This is a genomic window from Pseudomonas kielensis, assembly GCF_030505375.1.
Lineage (GTDB): Bacteria > Pseudomonadota > Gammaproteobacteria > Pseudomonadales > Pseudomonadaceae > Aquipseudomonas > Aquipseudomonas kielensis.
Map to the genome: position 1 here is coordinate 4,601,819 of NZ_CP130043.1, position 17,837 is coordinate 4,619,655.

The following is a 17,837-nucleotide window of genomic DNA, read 5'->3' on the forward strand; positions in this document are numbered from 1 at the left end:
TACTCAGGCGCGGCGCAAGTGCGCGGCGGCCACGGGCGGCTGCAGCAGGGCGAACAGGTTTTTCGGGTCCTGTAGCGTCGGCACCAGTTCAATCTCGCTGCCGATGTCCAGGGCCTTGGCCACGTCCAGCACGTAGCGCAGGGCCGAGTAGTCCTCGAGGGCGAAACCCACGGAGTCGAACAGGGTGACTTCCTCGGGGGTTCGTCGGGCCTGTTCCTGGCCGTTGACCACTTTCCAGAACTCGACCACCGGCGAATCCGCGGGCATCTGCTGGATCTCGCCCTCGATGCGGCTTTGCGGTTCGTACTCGACGATCACCCGAGCCCGCTCGACGATCTCGCGGTGCAACTCGGTCTTGCCAGGGCAGTCGCCACCCACGGCATTGAGGTGCATGCCGGGTTCGATCATGTGCGGGGTGAGAATGGTCGCGTAGGCCTTGTCGGCGGTCACGGTGGTGACGATATCGGCCCCGCGCACCGCATCGGCGACGCTGGCGGCAATCGTGATCTTGAGGGCCGGGTAGGCACTCAGGTTGGCCTGCAGTTTGGCGCTGGCGGCCGGGTCGATGTCGTACAGGCTCAGTTCGTCGATGCCCAGCAGGGTGTGGAACGCCAGGGCCTGGAATTCACTTTGCGAGCCGTTGCCGATCAGCGCCATGCGTCGGCTGTCCGGGCGGGCCAGGTAGCGCGCGGCCAGGGCGGAAGTGGCGGCGGTGCGAATGGCGGTGGTCAGGGTCATCTCGCTGAGCAGGACTGGCTTGCCCGTATCGACATCCCCCAGCGCACCAAAGGCCATGACCGTCAGCAGGCCGTTGTGGGTGTTCTTCGGGTGGCCGTTGACGTACTTGAAGGCGTACAGCGCAGCATCCGACACCGGCATCAACTCGATCACGCCCTCGGGCGAATGATTGGCCAGGCGGGCGCATTTCTCGAAGTCTTCCCAGCGCAGGTAGTCCTGGCGGATGTACTCGGCCATCTCAGTCAGGCAGCAGGTCAGGCCTTTGGCCTGGACGAGGCGGCTCAGGTCATTGACGTCAACGTAACGGGTCATGGGCGTACCTTTTTATTAGTGTTTGAGGGGGAGATGCAGGGGGTTGGCCATAGCGCCATTGTCGGAGCAATCGTCGGACAATCTCGGCCAATCCGTGGCCATGGCGCAGCGGTTGCGGTCGAAAACCCCAGCCCCACAGCCGAATCGGCTGTGGCATTCAGTGCCCCCCCAATCCTCGGCCGCTGCCATCGGCACTGTCGTGAAAACGACCTGTTGGCATCGAACGCGAACCCCGCCGAGTTTTCTGTTGAACGACTGTTCAGCTTGAACTATGTTGAGCGCACCTTCTTTCCCCGGCTGGTTGCGGGCTTGGCTTTCTTCTTTTCGAACGAGGCACTGGCATGCGGTTTTCACCCTTGGTAGAGCGAATCCCAGGCCTGGATGCTGACGTCGGGGAGATTCCTCAGGCAGCCCGGACGATGATCGAAGTCGATCGCCTGCATAAACGTTTCGGCAATATCGAGGTGCTCAAGGGCGTCTCGCTGACGGCCCGCGAAGGCGAAGTGGTTTCGCTGATCGGCGCCAGTGGCTCGGGCAAAAGCACCTTGCTGCGCTGCATCAACATGCTCGAAGTGCCGGACCAGGGGCGCGTCCTGGTGGACGGCGAAAGCATCCGCCTCAACCATTCCCGTCCCGGCGCGCCGCTGGTGTCCGACGCCAGGCAACTGGTGCGGATTCGTTCGAGCCTGGGCATGGTGTTCCAGAACTTCAACCTCTGGCCCCATCGCACGGTGCTGGAGAACCTGATCGAGGCGCCGACCCAGGTCCTGCGCGAGAGCCGGGCCGAGGCCACCGAACGCGCTGAAGCCTTGCTCGAACGAGTGGGGCTGGCCGCCAAGCGCAATGAATACCCGGCATTTCTTTCCGGCGGCCAACAGCAGCGGGTGGCTATCGCCCGGGCCCTGGCCATGCGTCCCAAAGTCATGCTGTTCGATGAACCCACCTCGGCCCTCGACCCGGAACTGGTGGGCGAGGTGCTGCGGGTGATCCGCTCACTCGCCGAAGAAGGCCGGACCATGATCCTGGTGACCCATGAAATGGCCTTCGCCCGCGATGTCTCATCCAACGTCGCTTTTCTGCACCAGGGGCTGATCGAGGAAAGCGGTACGCCGGACCAAGTGTTTGTACACCCACGCAGCGAGCGTTGCCGGCAGTTCGTCAACGCTCATCAGACTCGCTAAAGCACAATAACAAGACGGGAAACATCATGGTAAATCGACGTTTGGCAAACTGGTTGACGGGCGTGGCCTGCGTGATGCTGGCCGGCATGAACGCCGCGCAGGCACAGCCGATCAGGTTCGCGGTGGCGGCCGAACCCTATCCGCCGTACACCGAGAAGCAGGCCAACGGTGAGTGGAAAGGTTTTGAGGTCGACCTGATCCACAAGCTGTGCAGCGAAATGAAGGCCGAGTGCGAGATCAAGGAAGTGGCGTGGGACGGCATCATCCCCTCGCTGCTGGCGAAGAAGATCGACGTGATTTTTTCCTCGATGTCAGTCACCAGCGAACGCGAGAAACAGATCGCCTTCAGCAAGGCCTACTACGACTCGGCGATCGCCGTGGTCGGGCCCAAGGGCAGCACGGTGAGCAAGTACCCGGATGACCTCAAGGGCAAGATCATCGGCGTGCAGAACTCCACCGTCAGCGCCAGCTACCTGAAGGCCAAATACGAAAAAATCGCCGACGTGAAGTACTACGACACCCAGGACTCGGCCAACGCCGACCTGATCGCCGGGCGTCTTGACCTGATGATGGCCGACGGCACCGCCATGACTGAGTTCGTCAAGACGGCCGATGCCAAGGACCTCGCCTACCTGAGTACCGTGCCGTACGACCCGATCTTCGGCAAAGGCGTCGGCGCCGGCCTGCGCAAGGACGACGCCGCACTCAAGGCACGCCTGGACCAGGCGATCCAGACCCTGCTGGCGAGCAAGGACTATGACGACCTGTCGCAACACTACTTCGGAACCAGCGTAAAACCCGCCTTCTGACGACGGCACGCGCAATCTGCAACCAATCCCCCTGTGGGCGCGATGAGGCCTTTGGATTATGCGCCATGGCTCAGGCCGCCATCGCTGGCAGGCCAGCTCCCACATGGGGTGCAGTGGTGCACATGATGATGCTGTGAACCCGGTCTGTGGGAGCGAGCCTGCTCGCGATGGTCGTTAACGATAACGCGCCGAGCCTGATTCAACGCGGCGTTCTTGAGTCGTTCGCGAGCAAGACCCACAGGGGGTTGGCGGTCGGTAACCGGAGAGTGAAATGCCTGCAATGTTCGAATTGATCGGCTTCAGCGAACAAGGCTGGGGTGGGGCTTTGTTGCGCGGGTTGTGGATGACCCTGCAGATATCCGCCGGGGCCTTCGTGGTCGGGCTGCTGATCGGCCTGGTGGTGGCCTGCCTCAAGCTGGGCGCGCCGAAACCGATCGCCGCCCTGATGCGCGGCTACACCACCTTGTTCCGCGCGGTCCCGGAACTGCTGTTGATCCTGCTGCTGTACTACGTCGGTTCCATGCTGCTCAACGCCCTTATGGCGCGCATGGGCTACGACGCGCTCGACGTCAGCGGGCCACTGGCGGCGATCCTCGTCCTGGGGTTGGTGCAGGGGGCGTACGCTTCGGAGATTTTCCGCGCGGCAATCCAGGCAATACCTTTCGGCCTGATCGAGGCGGGAAGAGCCTTCGGCCTCAGCGGCTTTGGCCTGTTCCGGCGCGTCACCCTGCCGATCATGGCGCCCTATGCGATGGCCGGCATGGCCAACCTGTGGATCAACCTGATCAAGGACAGCGCCCTGATCAGCGTGGTCGGCACCAACGAGTTGCTGTACACCGCCAAGCAGGGCGCGGGTTCGACCCGTCACTACCTACTGTTCTACCTCACCGCCGCCGCGCTGTATTACGCGGTGACGCTACTGTCCAACTACCTGTCGGGACGGCTGGAGCGACGCATTCGTCGCTGGATGCCATTGGCTGAGTGAATGACATGATTGCAGCGTGGATAACCGAGTACGCGGCCCTGTTGGGCCGAGGGTTGCAGACCACCATCAGCCTGCTGTTGATCGCCAGCGTGCTGGGCTTCGTCCTGGCGGTGCTGGTGGCCCTGGCGCGGATCTCGAAAAACCGCCTGCTGGCCAAGGCCAGTCTGTTCTACACCAGCCTGTGGCGCGGAACGCCGCTGCTGATCCAGATCTACATCTTCTACTACGGCCTGGGCAGCCTGTTTGCCCAGTTCCCGCTGCTGCGCGCCAGCTTCCTCTGGCCCTACCTGCGCGATGGCTACTGGTACATCGTGTTCGCCCTGGTGCTGTCGGTGGGGGCCTATGTCGGTGAAGTGATTCGCGGTGGCCTGCTGGCCGTGCCCAAGGGCGAGATGGAAGCGGCCTCGGCCTTTGGTATGACCGCGCGCCAGGCGCTGCTGCGGGTGCGCCTGCCTCGGGCGATGCGCCTGCTGTTACCGACCCTGGCCGGCGAGTGCGTGATGCTGCTCAAGTCCACGGCGCTGGCCTCGACCATCGCGGTGATCGACCTGCTGGGCGCGGCCAACGTCGTCCGGGCCCAGACCCTGCAGGTCTATGAACCGTTGCTGCTGGTGGCCCTGGTGTACGTTTGCCTGACGTTTTTGATCGAGGCGCTGTTTGCCTTCGTCGAACGCCGCGGCACCCCTGTGCGCAGGTCGGTGTGATGAACAGTTCGCGCGTCGACCGTTCATTGCAGGGCATTGGCCTGTGCACCCTGGGCTACGCCTTCCTGGCCTTGCAGGACGCGGCTATCAAGTGGCTGGTGGCCGATTACTCGGTGGTCAGCATCCTGTTCTGGCGCGGCCTGGTGGTGGTCGTCGCCTGCCTGATGGTGGGCCGCCGGCAACTGGTGCAACGGGCCTGGCGTTCGCCGAGCCGGCGTTTGCTGGTGGTGCGCGGCCTGTTGTCGATTGTCGCCTGGCTGCTGTATTACACCGCCGCCCGCGACCTGACGCTGGCGGAGATGACGACCCTGTATTTCTCGGCACCGATCATGGTCACGGTGCTGGCGGCGTTGATGCTCAAGGAACGCGCCAACGCCTGGCAGTGGGTGAGCCTGATCATCGGTTTTGTCGGAGTGGTGATTGCCTGCCGCCCGACCCAGATACAGGACCCCTGGCCGGTGGTGCTGACCCTGTTGGCCGCCATGTGCTGGGCCTTCACCTACATCCAGTTACGCCAGGTCGATGAACAGACCTCAGTGCTGGAGCAGATGCTGATCACCAATGGGGTGTTTGTGGTGTGCATGCTGGTGGCGCTGCCCTGGACCCACACCCCGGCACCGACCCCGGCCTGGCTGGGCATGCTTGCGGCGGGGCTGGTGGGCGGGATCGGCCAGTTCCTGCTGTTCGCCAGCTTCCAGCGGGCCACCGCGACCTTGCTCGCCCCCTTCGAGTACACCGGGCTGATCTGGGCCTTTGCCCTGTCGAGCCTGGTCTGGGGCACGCTGCTGGACGGCTCGCTGATCCTGGGCGCCGGGTTGATCGCGGTCAGCGGCACCCTGGCGATGATCTTTGGTCGGCATGGCTCCCAGGAGGTGGTCGGTGCTGAATGTTCGGTCTCGCAGCCGCTGTATCCGCCGGTGACGCAGGAGCAGGCCGAGTGCGACCGACAATCCATTGAGCAGCAGCAATGAACAGGGGAGGACAGGGGGATGGCCGAGGATATTTCATTCAGTGTGCCGAACAATAACGGCGACCCGGTGCGGGTCGGCGCCTGGCGTTTCGCCGGCGATGGCCAGGGACCGACCGTGCACCTGCAGGCTGGGGTGCACGCCGATGAAATCGCCGGCATGCTGGTGCTGCACCTGCTGATGCCCAAGCTGGCGCGAGCCGAAGCCGCGGGCCGGCTCAAGGGCTCGGTCACGGTGGTGCCCCAGGCCAATCCGCTGGGCATCGGACAGTTTCGCCAGGGGCGGATTCTTGGGCGTTTCCACGAGGCCACGGGGCACAATTTCAACCGTGGATTCGACCAGTCGGCGGCGATGCTCCAGCCGTCCACCGTGGTTCAGCACTGGCAAAAAAGCCTGGTGCAATTGGCCTCCAACGCCGACGTGGTGCTGGACCTGCACACCGACGATGAAGCCTTGCCCTACCTCTACCTGCACCGCAGCTTCTGGCCCCGCGGCCGCGCGCTGGCGGCGGCGATGCGCATGGAGGTGGCGATCATCTGGGATGACGGCGGTGACGGTTCGTTCGAAGAAACCCTGATAACCCCCTGGCTGCGTACGGGGGTGAACGAGCGGCAAATGGCCGCGACCCTGGAGCTGCGCGGGCAGGGCGATGTCAGCGATGACCATGCCACGCAGGACGCCGAGGGCCTGTATGCCTGGCTGTGTGGCCATGGGGTCATTGATGAGGCGGGTGAGCCTGCGGACTGGCCCGTGGAGGCCATGGACATGGGCCAGATGGAAACCATCCTGGCGCCGCGTGCGGGGGTGCTGGTGTTTGAAAAGGCGCTGGGGGATTTCGTCGAGCAAGGGCAACGGTTTGCGCGGATCATCGCGCGCCCGGGGGATCCGTCTTCCGAGGTGGTGTTGCTGGCCGAGCAGGCCGGGCGGATGGTCACCCGCTATCGGGACCGCCTGGTGCCCCAGGGCATGGTGGTGGCGAAATTCACCGGCAGCCAGGTGTCGCGCAACTGGAACGGTGGGTTGCTGGACCCGGATTAAGGCAAGCGGTGCGCGCCGATCAGTCAAGCGACAGCAGTTGCTACAAGGGCTGCGCAAATTGCTTAACTGATCGGCATAGCGTCAGAGACCGGCGCTTTGCGCAGCTTCGGTCTTCGGCTTGCCGTAGTGCCATTCGTAGACCACGAACTTGAAGTCCTTGAGGTCGCCTTTTTCATCGAAGCTCAGGTCACCGGTAGGAGTCTTGAAGGTGCCGCTGTGGATCGCGGCGGCAACTTTTTCCGGGTCTTCGCTCTTGGCCGCGACGATCGCGCCGGCAATCACGTCCACTGCCGAGTAGGTCGGCAGCACAAACGGGCCGCTGGGGTTTTCCTGTTTCGCGGTGAATGCGGCCACCAGCGCCTGGTTGGCCGGGTCCTGGTCGAAGGATTTGGGCAGGGTTACCAGCATGCCTTCGGCCGCGTCCTTGGCGATCTGCGAGATCGAGTCGTTACCCACGCCCTCCGGCCCCATGAAGCGGGCGCTGAGGCCTTTTTCCTTGGCCTGGCGCAACAGCAGGCCCATTTCCGGGTGGTAGCCGCCGAAGTACACGAAGTCGACATTGGCCTGCTTGAGCTTGGTCAGGATCGAGGAGTAGTCGCGTTCGCCGACGTTGATGCCTTCGAACATCGCCACCTTGATGCCTTCCTTGCCGAGGATATCGCGCACCGAGGTGGCGATGCCTTCACCGTACTGCTGCTTGTCGTGCAGCACCGCGACATTGGCCGGTTTCAGGCCTACGATATAGCGCGCCGCCGCCGGGCCCTGGGCGTTGTCCAGGCCGATGGTGCGGAAGATCATCTTGTAGCCGCGGGCGGTCAGTTCCGGGCTGGTTGCCGCTGGCGTAATCATCACGATGCCTTCGTCTTCATAGATATCCGACGCTGGCTGGGTGGAGCTGGAGCACAGGTGCCCGACCACGTACTTGATGCCGTCGTTGACCACTTTGTTGGCGACCGCCACCGCCTGCTTGGGGTCGCAGGCATCGTCGTATTCCACGGCCACCAGCTGTTTGCCGTCGACGCCGCCACGGGCGTTGATCTGCTCGATGGCCATGCGGGCACCGCTGAACTGCATGTCACCGTATTGCGCCACCGGGCCGGTTTTCGGCCCGGTGATGCCGATGCGGATGGTGTCCTCAGCCAGGGCATGGCAGGACAGGCCGGCAAGGATCATGGCGCTGAGCAGTTGGGTGGTTTTTTTATTGATACGACTCATGGTGTTCCACTCCTGTGGGTAATGACTCATAAAGGTCTTGCAGTTGATTCAGCGATCCCAGGGCGCGCTGCGCGATGGATCGGGGCGGTAGCGGCGGATCGCCTCGCTGAGTATGCCAGCGTCGAGGCCATCATGGTCCACCAGACTTTTTAAACCGGCCAGGGCAATGCTGTGCTGATCCACCTCAAAGAACTGCCGCAGGTTGGCCCGGTTGTCGCTGCGGCCAAACCCGTCGGTGCCCAGGGTGGTGTAGGGCGCCTCCAGGTATTGGCCGATCAGTTGCGGCCAGGCACGCACGTAGTCGCTGGCGGCGATGATCGGCTGGCGACCGCCGAGTTGGTCTTGCAGATGACTGCGGCGCGGCTCGCCAGTGTGCAGGCGATTGTCGCGCTCGATCTCGCGGGCCTCGCGCGCCAGTTCGCTGAAGCTGGTGGCGCTGAACACCTCGGTGTGAATGCCCCAGTCATTGGCGAGCAGTTCGCTGGCAGCGAGCACTTCACGCAAGATCGCCCCGGAGCCCACCAGGCGCAGGCGAATGCGCGACGCCTCGGTACAACTGCGCGAGTAGCGATACAGGCCCCGCAGGACATCGGCATGCAGGCTGTCGTCGAGGCTCGGCTGCGGGTAGTTTTCGTTCATCACCGCGACGTAGTGGAACTCGTCGCACTGCTGTTCCAGCAGGCGCCGGGCCGCGTGGTCGAGGATCACGGCCAGTTCCCCGGCAAAACACGGGTCCCAGGCGCGGCAGTTGGGCACCATCGCCGCCATCACCAGGCTGGAGCCGTCCTGGTGTTGCAGGCCCTCGCCACCGAGGGTGGTGCGACCGGCCGTGGCGCCGAGCAGAATACCCCGGGAGCGCTGGTCGGCGGCGGCCCAGATCAGGTCGCCGACCCGCTGGAAGCCGAACATCGAGTAGTAGATGTACACCGGCAGCATCGGCACGCCGTGCACGGAATAGGAAGTCGCGGCCGCGACCCAGGAGGACAGGGCGCCGGCCTCGGTGATGCCTTCTTCGAGCAACTGGCCATTGCGTGACTCCCGGTAGGAGAGGATCGAGCCGCTGTCTTCCGGTTCGTACAACTGGCCGTGGGGCGAGTAGATGCCGATCTGGCGGAACAGGCTGGCCATGCCAAACGTGCGCGCTTCATCGGCGACGATCGGCACCACCCGCGGCCCCAGCTCTGGCGCCTTGAGCCAGGCGGTCAGCAGGCGCACGGCGGCCATGGTGGTGGACATTTCCTTGCCTTCGGCCTTGAGGGCAAAACCGCCGGACAGCGCCAGCGCCGGCACCGGGATCTGCGGCGCAGCGCTCTTGCGCGCCGGCAGCGGACCGCCCAGGGCCTGGCGCCGGGCGCGCAGGTAGCGCATTTCGGCGCTGTCCTCGGGCGGACGATAGAAGCGCAACTGCTCGACATCCTGGTCCGACAACGGCAGGTGGAAGCGGTCGCGGAACGCCAGCAGGGCGGCGACATCCAGTTTTTTCGCCTGGTGCGCGGTCATCCGCGACTCGCCGGCCGCGCCGATGCCATAGCCCTTTTTGGTCTTGGCCAGGATCACCGTCGGCCGGCCCTTGCAGGCCTTGGCGGCGGCGAAGGCGGCGTGCAGTTTGCGCAAGTCATGGCCGCCGCGCTTGAGGCCATTGATCTCCTCGACGCTCATGTGTTCCACCAGGCGCCGCACGTGCGGGTCCTTCTGGAAGAAGTGCTCCAGGTTGTAGGCACCGTCATGGGCACCCAGGGTCTGGTATTCGCCGTCCGGGGTGGCCGCCAGGCGCTTGAGCAGCACGTTGTCGGTGTCGCGGGCAAACAGTGCATCCCACTCCGAGCCCCACAGCACCTTGATCACGTTCCAGCCGGCACCGGCGAACAGCGCTTCGAGCTCCTGGATGATCTGGCCGTTGCCGCGCACCGGGCCGTCCAGGCGTTGCAGGTTGCAGTTGACGATAAAGGTCAGGTTGTCCAATTGCTCGCGGGCGGCCAGGGACAGGCCGGCAATGGACTCGGGTTCGTCCATCTCGCCGTCGCCAAACACCCCCCAGACATGCCGGCCCTCGGTCTGCAGCAGTTCGCGGTGCTGCAGATAACGCATGAACCGCGCCTGGTACACCGCGCTGATCGGACCGATGCCCATGGAGCCGGTGGGGAACTGCCAGAAGTCCGGCATCAGCCAGGGGTGAGGGTAGGAACACAGCCCGGGGCCGTTGATTTCCTGGCGGTAGTTGGCCAGTTGTTCTTCGCTCAAGCGCCCTTCGAGAAAGGCCCGGGCATAGACCCCGGGTGCCGAGTGCGGCTGGAAAAACACCAGGTCGGCGTTGCGCTGGCCAGTGTCGCCATCGCCACGGAAAAAATGCTGGAAACCGACCTCGAAGATCTCCGCCGCCGAGGCGTAACTGGCGATATGGCCGCCCAGTTCACCGTAGGCATGGTTGGCCCGGACCACCATGGCCAGGGCGTTCCAGCGCAGCAGGCCGGTGATGCGCTCTTCCAGCAGCAGGTCGCCGGGGTAGGTGCCCTGTTGCTCCAGCGACAGGGTGTTGCGGTAGGCGGAAAAGGCCTGGGCGTCGCGGTTGATGCCGTGTTCGCCGGCGTATTCTTCCAGGCGCTTGAGCAGGTAGCGGGCGCGCTCAGGGCCACAGGCGGCGAGGGTCGAGGCCAGGGCGTCGAGCCATTCGCGGGTTTCTTGCGGGTCGTCATCCTGGGCGCAGGGGATGCCCTCATGACGCGGAACTGGCGTAGTCATCGTGGGCCTCCCTCAGGCGCAAGCGTCGAGGGCCTGGGTGACGTCGGCCAGCAGGTCGGCGATGTCCTCCAGGCCCACGGACAAACGTACCAGCCCTTCGGAAATGCCGTGTTCGGCGCGTTGCTCCGGGGAGTAGGTGGAGTGGGTCATGCTCGCCGGGTGCTGGGCCAGGGACTCGGCGTCCCCCAGGCTGACCGCGCGGCTGAACAGTTGCAGGGCGTTCATAAAGCGCCGGCCGTCCACCAGGCCACCCTTGAGTTCGAAGGCGATCATGCCGCCGGGCAATTTCATCTGCCGCGAGGCCAGTTCGTGTTGGGCAAAAGACGCCAGGCCCGGGTAGGTCACCCACTCGACTGCCGGGTGTGCCTGCAAATATTCGGCGATCACCTGGGCGTTACTGCAATGACGCTCCATGCGCAGGGCCAGGGTCTTGAGTCCGCGCATCAGCAGGAAGGCGTCCTGGGGCGACATCACCGCGCCGGTCAGGTCCTTGAGGCCTTGCAAGCGGATCCGGTCGGCCAGTGCCTGGCTGCTGACCACGATGCCGGCGGTGATATCGCCATGGCCGCTGAGGTACTTGGTGGCCGAGTGCACCACCACGTCCGCGCCCAGTTCCAGTGGGCGTTGCAGGTAAGGCGTGCAATAGGTGTTGTCCACCACCAGGGTGACCTGCGAGTGCTGACGGGAGATCTTGGCCACGGCGGCGATGTCCACCAGTTGCATGGTCGGGTTGGCCGGTGTTTCGCAGTAGATCATTCGGGTGGCCGGGCTGATCGCTGCGCGCAACTCGTCGAGGTTGGACAGGTCGACATGCCGCACCTTGACCCCGAACTCGCCGATGCCATGGTGCAGCAGGGCGAAGGTGCAGCCATATAGGGTGCGGTCGACAATGATCTCGTCCGCCGGGCGCAGCAACGTCCAGAGGGTCGCGGCAATGGCCCCCATGCCGGAGCTGAAGGCCACTGCGGCCTCGCCGTTTTCCAGGGTCGCCATGCGCGACTCCAGCAGCGCCAGGGTCGGGTTGGAAATCCGCGTGTAGAAGTGCCCGGGCTGTTCGCCGGCAAAACAGCCGGCGCCGTATTCGGCGGTGGGGAAGGTGAAGGTGGACGTCAGGTAGATCGGCGGGATCAACGCCCCCTGGTTATCCAGCGGGTTGTAGCCGTGGTGAATCGCACGGGTAGAAAAGCCAAGTTCGTTGTTTTTATTGTTCATGGTTAACGCTCCCTGATTTCCTACAATGCTATGCTCAAATTCAACGCGATAAATTCCAAACTTGCCCGTTTATAAACGCCTGATTGGAATACAAACCCATAAAAACAAGATTAAGAGGCAAAATATGCCCGCCGGCCTGGATCGTACCGACAAAGCCCTGCTGAACGCCCTGCAAGGCAACGCCCGCCTGACCACCGCCGAACTGGCCGACCAGGTGGCCCTGACGACTTCGCCGTGCTGGCGCCGGGTGAAAATGCTCGAGGAAAGCGGGGTGATCACCGGCTACCAGGCGATCCTCTCGCCCAAGGCCCTGGGCTACGGCGTCACTGCTTTTGTCAGTGTGATGATGGAATCCCACAACCAGGAAATGGCTCGCACGTTCGAACAGCGGCTGCTGCAGATCCCGGAAATCGTCGCCTGTCACAACGTCTCCGGACGCTACGATTTCCTCTTGGAGGTGGTGGCCAAGGATCTGGAATCCTTTGGCGAATTCGCCCGCGAAGTGCTGCAGACCTTGCCGGCGGTGAAGGAGATTTATTCGAGCTTTTCGTTTAAATCGGTGAAGCCTTCGCGGGTGATTCCAGTGTTGGGGTGATGAGATCCGGCGCGCTTGTCCAGCGGCTATTGTTACCCTCGACAGGGTCGTACCGAGGTAGCACTCGGCAGCGCTGATCGATGACTGGCAGAGGAGCAGCACCATGGACCGATTTACCGGCGGTTGCCTGTGCGGCGAGGTCCGAATCGAAGCCGCAGGACAGCCCTATCGGGTTGGGCTGTGTCATTGCCTGGCGTGTCGCAAGCATCACGGCGCGCTGTTTCATGCCTCTGCGATTTTTCCCGAAACAGCGGTGACCATCACCGGTGAAACGCGTGATTACGCCGGACGGTTTTTCTGCCCGCGCTGCGGCTCCTCGGTGTTCGCCCGCAGCGCCGACGAAGTGGAAATCAACCTGGGTTCCCTGGATGCCCCAGACCAGTTGATGCCCACGTACGAAAGCTGGGTCATCCGTCGCGAGTCCTGGTTGCCGGCATTTCCCCTGTCCCACCACTACCCGCAGGACCGTGAGGGCAGCGGGCGCCTGGAAGCGTAAGGCGTCTTGGCTATGCCGTTGTTGAAGTTTTTCGCAATATATAAAAATATATAGCGATCGACGGTTTCTATCCAAGGGAATGAATGATGACAACGGCCCAGGGCAACAAAGAAGCGGTAGGTGAGCGCTATGAACTGCAATCCATGCGCCATGCGCAGCAGATGACGTGGCAGGCCATTGAGCAGATTGCCGCGGCAATCACCCCGGGCATGCGCGAGTCCGACGCGCAGGTGCTGGGCAAGCGGATCCTCGGAGAGCTGGGCATGGACCGGATCTGGCACCCACTGCTGATCCGCTTCGGCGCCAATACCCTCAAGACCTTCAAGCAGCGTTCCGAGGGCGACCCGGAACTGGGGCGTGACGACATCTTTTTCGTCGACATGGGCGTGGTCTGGCAGGGCCACGAAGGGGATGCCGGGGCCACCTTCACCACCGGCTCCGACCCACAGATGAGCGCCTGCGCTGCGGCCGCCCGCGAGCTGTTCCAGCGGGTCGAAGGGTACTGGCGCAGTGAGCGGGTCGCCGGCAGCGAGCTGTACCGTTACGCCGCCGATGAAGCCCAGCGCATGGGCTGGAAGCTCAACCTGGACATCAAGGGCCACCGGGTCAGCGATTTCCCCCACGCGATCCACCGAGGCGGTGATCTCGGCGATTTTGCCCAGTACCCCAACACCGGTCTGTGGATCCTGGAAATCCAGATCGCCCACCCGCAGCGCCCGTTTGGCGCGTTCTATGAAGACCTGTTGATCTGATCAAGGATCATTGCGGCGTTTGCAGATTGTTCACCAACCACTCGCTGAAACTGCGCGCCAGCGGGTTGTTCTCGCTGTCGCGATGGGTCAGCAGGGCCCAGTTCGGGCCCCGAATCGTCTGCTCAACCAAGGGGGTCAATGAACCATTGGCCAGGGCCTGGTGGCTCAACAACTGGCTGACCAACGCCATGCCCAATCCTGCGCAGGCAGCGTCCAGCAGCAAGCCGGGGTCGGAAAAATTCAGCCCCTGGGCCTGCTGGCCGACATCGATCCCAGCCTCCACTGCCCAATGACTCCAGTCCATTTCCCGCTCGCCGTGCAGGGTACTGCGCTGTGCGCCGGGCATCGCCAGCAGGCTCGGGTGGCATGCCGGGAACAAGCGGTCGGCGTGCAACACCTTGAAGCTGCACTCGGCCTGGGCGCTGAGGTCATCGCGCACCGCCAGGTCGATGGTCTGGCTGCTCATGTCAGGGACTTCATCGGTGCTGAAGAGCCACAGGTCGACGCCCGGGTACTGGCGACGAAAATCCCCCAGGCGCGGCAACAGCCAGTGCCGGGCGAACGCCGGCGTGGTGTTGAGCACCAGTTGGTTGGGCTTCTGGTACTGGCCCAGGCGGCGGATCCCCACGGCCAATTGTTGCAGCAGCGCCTGGGTGGTACTGAGCAGATCATGCCCGGCATCGGTCAGCGCAACGCTGCGGCCATTGCGGAAAAACAACGGTTGTTCAAGGTACGCCTCCAGGCTGCGGATCTGCTGGCTGATGGCCGACTGAGTGAGGTGCAGTTCGGTGGCGGCCTTGTGGAAACTGCCCAGCCGGGCGGCGGCTTCAAAGCCACGCAGGGTGCTGAGCGGCGGCCAGTGCTTAAGCATACTGATAAGTTCCTCTAATCACTTTTACGCAAAATCCATCGTTTGTTTGCCCGTTTTCACAGCCGTAGCATGCATGCCAAGACCTCGTAGGCCGATTTCATTGAACACAATGACTTAACTCAAAGGTACTTGTCATGCAGCACGACGAACAATTGAACGACGGTTGGTGGATGCCGGCCGAGTGGGTCCGGCACGCGGCTACCTGGATGGTGTGGCCGCACAATCAGGCACTCTGGGAGTCCGGCTGGGGCGTCACCTTGCCCCAGGTGCAAGAGGACTTTGCCCGGGTGGCCAATGCCATTGCGCGCTTCGAGCCGGTGAAGATGGTGGTCGACCCCTCGGCGCTCGCCAGTGCCAAGGCCTGGTGTGGGCCGAACATCGAGCTGATCGAACTGGCGGTCAACGACAGTTGGTGCCGTGACTCCGGCCCAAGCTTCGTCTGCCACCCGCAACAGGGTGTGGCGGGGGTGAGCTGGCGCTTCAATGCCTGGGGTGGCAAGTCGGCCCATGACTTGGACGCCAGCCTGGCGCGCCGGGCCCTCGATCACCTGGGGCTTGGGTGTTTTGGCACGCCACTGTGCAACGAAGGCGGGGCCATTCATGTCGATGGCGAGGGCACGCTGATCACCACCGAATCGGTGCTGCTCAATGCCAATCGCAACCCGGGAATGACCAAGGCCGAGATCGAGCAGGTCTTCGCCCGCCTGCTGGGCATCAAGAAGACCATCTGGTTGCCTGGCGATCCGGACGCGGTGACCGGCGACATGACCGATGGCCACGTCGATGGCGTGTGCGCGTTTGCCCGTCCCGGGGTGTTGCTGGTGGACGCGACCCACGATCGCGGCTCGGTGTACGCCGAGGTGGTGCGGGAAAACCGCCGTGCCCTGGAACTGGCCAGCGATGCCCGCGGACGCCCCTTCGAACTGATCGAACTGTATGAGGCCAGCGAGGCGGTGGATGCCAGTGCTGAAGTGTTCTGCGCCTCCTACACCAACTTCTACATCGCCAATGGCGCGATCATCATGCCGGCCTATGGCATCAGCGCAGACCAGGCGGCGGCCGAGGTGTTGGCCCGCGCGTTTGCGGGGCGCACGGTGGTGCCCGTGCGGATCAACCACCTGGCCCATGGCGGCGGCGGTGTGCATTGCATCACCCAGCAACAGCCGGCCTGGCCGGTGGAGGGTTGATGCCATGAGCCTGTTGACGATCGCTACCATCCAGATGCCCTGCAGCTGGGACCTGGCCCATAACCTCGACCAGGCCGAACAGCGGGTGCGTGAGGCCGCAGCCCAGGGGGCTCAGGTCATCCTGCTGCAGGAGCTGTTTGCCACGCCTTATTTCTGTATCGAGCAACACCACCCACACCTGGCACTGGCCCAGGCGTATGACGACAGCGCGATCCTGCGGCGTTTTGCGGCGCTGGCCAGGGAGTTGGCGGTGGTGCTGCCACTGAGCTGGTTCGAGAGGGCGGGCAACGCCTACTTCAACTCCCTGAGCGTGGCGGACGCCGATGGGCGCCTGTTGGGGGTGTATCGCAAGACCCATATCCCCAACGCCATCGGCTACCAGGAGAAGGAGTACTTCAGCCCCGGCGACACCGGTTTTCGGGTCTGGGACACGGCCTACGGACGGCTCGGCGTGGGCATCTGCTGGGACCAGTGGTTTCCCGAAACCGCGCGCTGCCTGGCCTTGATGGGGGCCGAAGTGCTGTTGTTCCCGACCGCGATTGGTTCGGAGCCGGGCTGTGCCAGCCTGGACTCCCGCGACCACTGGCAGATGACCATGCGTGGTCATGCGGCGGCCAACCTGCTGCCGGTGGTGGCGGCCAATCGCATCGGTGTTGAAGTGGCAACCACCGACCGCAGCCTTGAGATGAGTTTCTATGGCTCGTCTTTTATCTGCGACCACAAGGGCCAGTTGCTGGTTGAGGCGGATCGCGACACTGCCGGCATCCTCCTGCATGACCTGGACCTCACGGCTATGGCGCAGGAACGCCTGAACTGGGGGATCTACCGCGACCGCCGGCCGGAGATGTACGGGCCGCTGTTGAGCCAGGACGGACGCCACCTCAATGCCCGCTGGCATACCTCGGGAGATTTGGCATGAGCATTTCCAATCCGCTGTTGATCGGCGTGCTGGGACTGGCGTTGAGCGTGACCCAGCCGGCACTGCACGCCGAAGAAAAAACCCTGCGGCTGTACAACTGGGCCGACTACTTTGCCGAGGACACCCTCGCGCGGTTCACCGCCGAGACCGGGATCAAGGTGATCTATGACGTCATGGAGGGCAGCGAGACACTGGAGGCCAAAATGTTGGCCGGGGGCAGCGGCTACGACCTGATCTTCCCCGGCGACACCGTGGCCGAGCGCTTGATGCGCGCCGGCAGCCTGTTGCCGCTGGACCGCGCCAGGCTCACCGCCCTGGACGACATCGAGCCGGGGTTGCAGCAGTTGCGCAGCCACTATGTGCATTCCAGCCAGGCCACGGTGCCCTACACCTGGGGCACCATCGGCCTGACCTACAATGCCGAGCAGATCAAGCAGCGCATGGCCGATGCCCCGGTCGACAGCCTGGACATGCTGTTCAAGCCGGAGCTGGCCCAGCGCTTTGCCGACTGCGGCATTTCGATCATCGATTCGCCCGACGAAGTGCTGGCGGTGGTCCTCCATTACCTGGGGCGCGAACCGCGCAGCGCCAAGCCTGCGGACCTGGCGGCGGCGAGCGAGCTGCTGGGCAAGTTGCGTCCGTACATCCGCAAGTTCCAGTCGCAGCCGGTGAGCGACCTGGTCAACGGCAACCTGTGCCTGTCCCTGGGCTACAGCGGCGACATGACCCAGGCGCAACGCACCACGGACAGTGCCGGCAAGCACACTCGCTTTCAGTTCCGCGTGCCCCGCGAAGGCACCACGGTGTGGATGGACACCATGGCGATTCCGGTCGATGCCAAACACCCGGACTACGCCTATACCTTCATCAACTTCGTCATGCGCCCGGAAAACATGGCCGCCATCAGTAACGCCACCGGTTATCCCACCTCCAACGCCAAGGCGCGCGAAGGTGTCGATGGGAGCATGCGCAATAATCCGGACATCTACCTCGACGCCGCCACCTATCAGCGTCTGATTCCCGGCCAGGATATTCCCCAGGCCGATATGCGTGCGCGCATGCGCGTCTGGACCAAATTCAAGACGGCCACCGCCCAATGACAACCGCCAGCTCTTT

17 protein-coding genes are annotated in these 17,837 nt (G+C 63.7%); 12 read left to right on the top strand and 5 right to left on the bottom strand.

Features of this window, described 5'->3' with window-relative positions:
• Positions 1 to 3: 3 nt before the first annotated feature.
• Positions 4 to 1,050, bottom strand: coding sequence for an ornithine cyclodeaminase (gene ocd / locus Q1W70_RS21530; RefSeq protein WP_182340696.1), 1,047 nt, complete (start codon positions 1,048 to 1,050; stop codon positions 4 to 6).
• A 419-nt stretch (positions 1,051 to 1,469) separates the two neighbouring features.
• Between ocd and Q1W70_RS21535 the strand changes: the two genes are divergently transcribed.
• The 6 genes from Q1W70_RS21535 (at position 1,470) to Q1W70_RS21560 (ending at position 6,735) form a co-directional block, all read left to right on the top strand.
• Positions 1,470 to 2,231 (top strand): ABC transporter ATP-binding protein, encoded by a 762-nt coding sequence (locus Q1W70_RS21535; RefSeq protein ID WP_166591787.1) that lies wholly within the window; start codon positions 1,470 to 1,472, stop codon positions 2,229 to 2,231.
• Positions 2,232 to 2,257: 26 nt separating this feature from the next.
• Positions 2,258 to 3,040: a transporter substrate-binding domain-containing protein gene (locus Q1W70_RS21540; protein ID WP_302097889.1), complete on the top strand. Its 783-nt coding sequence runs from the start codon at positions 2,258 to 2,260 to the stop codon at positions 3,038 to 3,040.
• A 271-nt stretch (positions 3,041 to 3,311) separates the two neighbouring features.
• A complete protein-coding gene (locus Q1W70_RS21545) occupies positions 3,312 to 4,025 on the top strand; it encodes an ABC transporter permease (RefSeq protein WP_166591789.1) in 714 nt (237 codons plus the stop codon).
• 5 nt (positions 4,026 to 4,030) lie between these two features.
• Positions 4,031 to 4,729, top strand: coding sequence for an ABC transporter permease (locus Q1W70_RS21550; protein ID WP_166591790.1), 699 nt, complete (start codon positions 4,031 to 4,033; stop codon positions 4,727 to 4,729).
• Entirely contained in the window at positions 4,729 to 5,700 is a 972-nt protein-coding gene (locus Q1W70_RS21555) for a DMT family transporter (protein WP_302097890.1), read from the top strand. Before Q1W70_RS21550 ends, Q1W70_RS21555 begins: the two co-directional genes overlap by 1 nt.
• 18 nt (positions 5,701 to 5,718) lie before the next feature.
• On the top strand, positions 5,719 to 6,735 hold the full coding sequence (locus Q1W70_RS21560) for a M14 family metallopeptidase (RefSeq protein ID WP_302097891.1): 1,017 nt from the start codon (positions 5,719 to 5,721) through the stop codon (positions 6,733 to 6,735).
• An 81-nt stretch (positions 6,736 to 6,816) separates the two neighbouring features.
• Here Q1W70_RS21560 and Q1W70_RS21565 read toward each other — a convergent pair whose 3' ends face one another.
• Genes Q1W70_RS21565 through Q1W70_RS21575 form a run of 3 tightly spaced genes read right to left on the bottom strand, consistent with a single transcriptional unit; the run spans position 6,817 to position 11,901 of the window.
• Positions 6,817 to 7,950 (bottom strand): branched-chain amino acid ABC transporter substrate-binding protein, encoded by a 1,134-nt coding sequence (locus Q1W70_RS21565; RefSeq protein ID WP_302097892.1) that lies wholly within the window; start codon positions 7,948 to 7,950, stop codon positions 6,817 to 6,819.
• 48 nt (positions 7,951 to 7,998) lie between these two features.
• A complete protein-coding gene (gene mdeB, locus Q1W70_RS21570; protein WP_302097893.1) occupies positions 7,999 to 10,689 on the bottom strand; it encodes an alpha-ketoglutarate dehydrogenase in 2,691 nt (896 codons plus the stop codon).
• Between the two features lie 12 nt (positions 10,690 to 10,701).
• Positions 10,702 to 11,901: a methionine gamma-lyase gene (locus Q1W70_RS21575; RefSeq protein ID WP_166591795.1), complete on the bottom strand. Its 1,200-nt coding sequence runs from the start codon at positions 11,899 to 11,901 to the stop codon at positions 10,702 to 10,704.
• Between the two features lie 124 nt (positions 11,902 to 12,025).
• On the opposite strand from Q1W70_RS21575, the gene Q1W70_RS21580 reads away from it, so the two are divergent.
• The 3 genes from Q1W70_RS21580 to Q1W70_RS21590 all read left to right on the top strand — a co-directional run bounded on the left by Q1W70_RS21580 (position 12,026) and on the right by Q1W70_RS21590 (position 13,744).
• Positions 12,026 to 12,496 (top strand): Lrp/AsnC family transcriptional regulator, encoded by a 471-nt coding sequence (locus Q1W70_RS21580; RefSeq protein ID WP_166591796.1) that lies wholly within the window; start codon positions 12,026 to 12,028, stop codon positions 12,494 to 12,496.
• Positions 12,497 to 12,599: 103 nt separating this feature from the next.
• Entirely contained in the window at positions 12,600 to 12,992 is a 393-nt protein-coding gene (locus Q1W70_RS21585) for a GFA family protein (protein ID WP_182340682.1), read from the top strand.
• Between the two features lie 86 nt (positions 12,993 to 13,078).
• Positions 13,079 to 13,744, top strand: a complete 666-nt coding sequence (locus Q1W70_RS21590) for a M24 family metallopeptidase (protein ID WP_166591798.1) — start codon at positions 13,079 to 13,081, stop codon at positions 13,742 to 13,744.
• Positions 13,745 to 13,751: 7 nt separating this feature from the next.
• On the opposite strand, the gene Q1W70_RS21595 is transcribed toward Q1W70_RS21590, so the two are convergent.
• A complete protein-coding gene (locus Q1W70_RS21595; RefSeq protein WP_166591799.1) occupies positions 13,752 to 14,615 on the bottom strand; it encodes a LysR substrate-binding domain-containing protein in 864 nt (287 codons plus the stop codon).
• A 134-nt stretch (positions 14,616 to 14,749) separates the two neighbouring features.
• Between Q1W70_RS21595 and Q1W70_RS21600 the strand changes: the two genes are divergently transcribed.
• The 3 genes from Q1W70_RS21600 to Q1W70_RS21610 are packed head-to-tail and all read left to right on the top strand — an operon-like array spanning position 14,750 to position 17,821.
• A complete protein-coding gene (locus Q1W70_RS21600; RefSeq protein WP_166591800.1) occupies positions 14,750 to 15,802 on the top strand; it encodes an agmatine deiminase family protein in 1,053 nt (350 codons plus the stop codon).
• A 4-nt stretch (positions 15,803 to 15,806) separates the two neighbouring features.
• On the top strand, positions 15,807 to 16,721 hold the full coding sequence (gene aguB / locus Q1W70_RS21605) for an N-carbamoylputrescine amidase (protein ID WP_265537864.1): 915 nt from the start codon (positions 15,807 to 15,809) through the stop codon (positions 16,719 to 16,721).
• Positions 16,718 to 17,821: an extracellular solute-binding protein gene (locus Q1W70_RS21610; protein ID WP_182340673.1), complete on the top strand. Its 1,104-nt coding sequence runs from the start codon at positions 16,718 to 16,720 to the stop codon at positions 17,819 to 17,821. The genes aguB and Q1W70_RS21610 overlap by 4 nt, the downstream gene beginning before the upstream one ends.
• The last annotated feature ends 16 nt before the right edge of the window (positions 17,822 to 17,837 follow it).

Coding starts and splice junctions, on each gene's coding strand:
- mdeB (WP_302097893.1), bottom strand. CDS start 10,689: ATGACTACGCCAGTTCCGCGTCATGAGGGCATCCCCTGCGCCCAGGAT.
- Q1W70_RS21585 (WP_182340682.1), top strand. CDS start 12,600: ATGGACCGATTTACCGGCGGTTGCCTGTGCGGCGAGGTCCGAATCGAA.
- Q1W70_RS21560 (WP_302097891.1), top strand. CDS start 5,719: ATGGCCGAGGATATTTCATTCAGTGTGCCGAACAATAACGGCGACCCG.
- Q1W70_RS21550 (WP_166591790.1), top strand. CDS start 4,031: ATGATTGCAGCGTGGATAACCGAGTACGCGGCCCTGTTGGGCCGAGGG.
- Q1W70_RS21545 (WP_166591789.1), top strand. CDS start 3,312: ATGCCTGCAATGTTCGAATTGATCGGCTTCAGCGAACAAGGCTGGGGT.
- ocd (WP_182340696.1), bottom strand. CDS start 1,050: ATGACCCGTTACGTTGACGTCAATGACCTGAGCCGCCTCGTCCAGGCC.
- Q1W70_RS21600 (WP_166591800.1), top strand. CDS start 14,750: ATGCAGCACGACGAACAATTGAACGACGGTTGGTGGATGCCGGCCGAG.
- Q1W70_RS21575 (WP_166591795.1), bottom strand. CDS start 11,901: ATGAACAATAAAAACAACGAACTTGGCTTTTCTACCCGTGCGATTCAC.
- aguB (WP_265537864.1), top strand. CDS start 15,807: ATGAGCCTGTTGACGATCGCTACCATCCAGATGCCCTGCAGCTGGGAC.
- Q1W70_RS21555 (WP_302097890.1), top strand. CDS start 4,729: ATGAACAGTTCGCGCGTCGACCGTTCATTGCAGGGCATTGGCCTGTGC.
- Q1W70_RS21610 (WP_182340673.1), top strand. CDS start 16,718: ATGAGCATTTCCAATCCGCTGTTGATCGGCGTGCTGGGACTGGCGTTG.
- Q1W70_RS21590 (WP_166591798.1), top strand. CDS start 13,079: ATGACAACGGCCCAGGGCAACAAAGAAGCGGTAGGTGAGCGCTATGAA.
- Q1W70_RS21565 (WP_302097892.1), bottom strand. CDS start 7,950: ATGAGTCGTATCAATAAAAAAACCACCCAACTGCTCAGCGCCATGATC.
- Q1W70_RS21595 (WP_166591799.1), bottom strand. CDS start 14,615: ATGCTTAAGCACTGGCCGCCGCTCAGCACCCTGCGTGGCTTTGAAGCC.
- Q1W70_RS21580 (WP_166591796.1), top strand. CDS start 12,026: ATGCCCGCCGGCCTGGATCGTACCGACAAAGCCCTGCTGAACGCCCTG.
- Q1W70_RS21540 (WP_302097889.1), top strand. CDS start 2,258: ATGGTAAATCGACGTTTGGCAAACTGGTTGACGGGCGTGGCCTGCGTG.
- Q1W70_RS21535 (WP_166591787.1), top strand. CDS start 1,470: ATGATCGAAGTCGATCGCCTGCATAAACGTTTCGGCAATATCGAGGTG.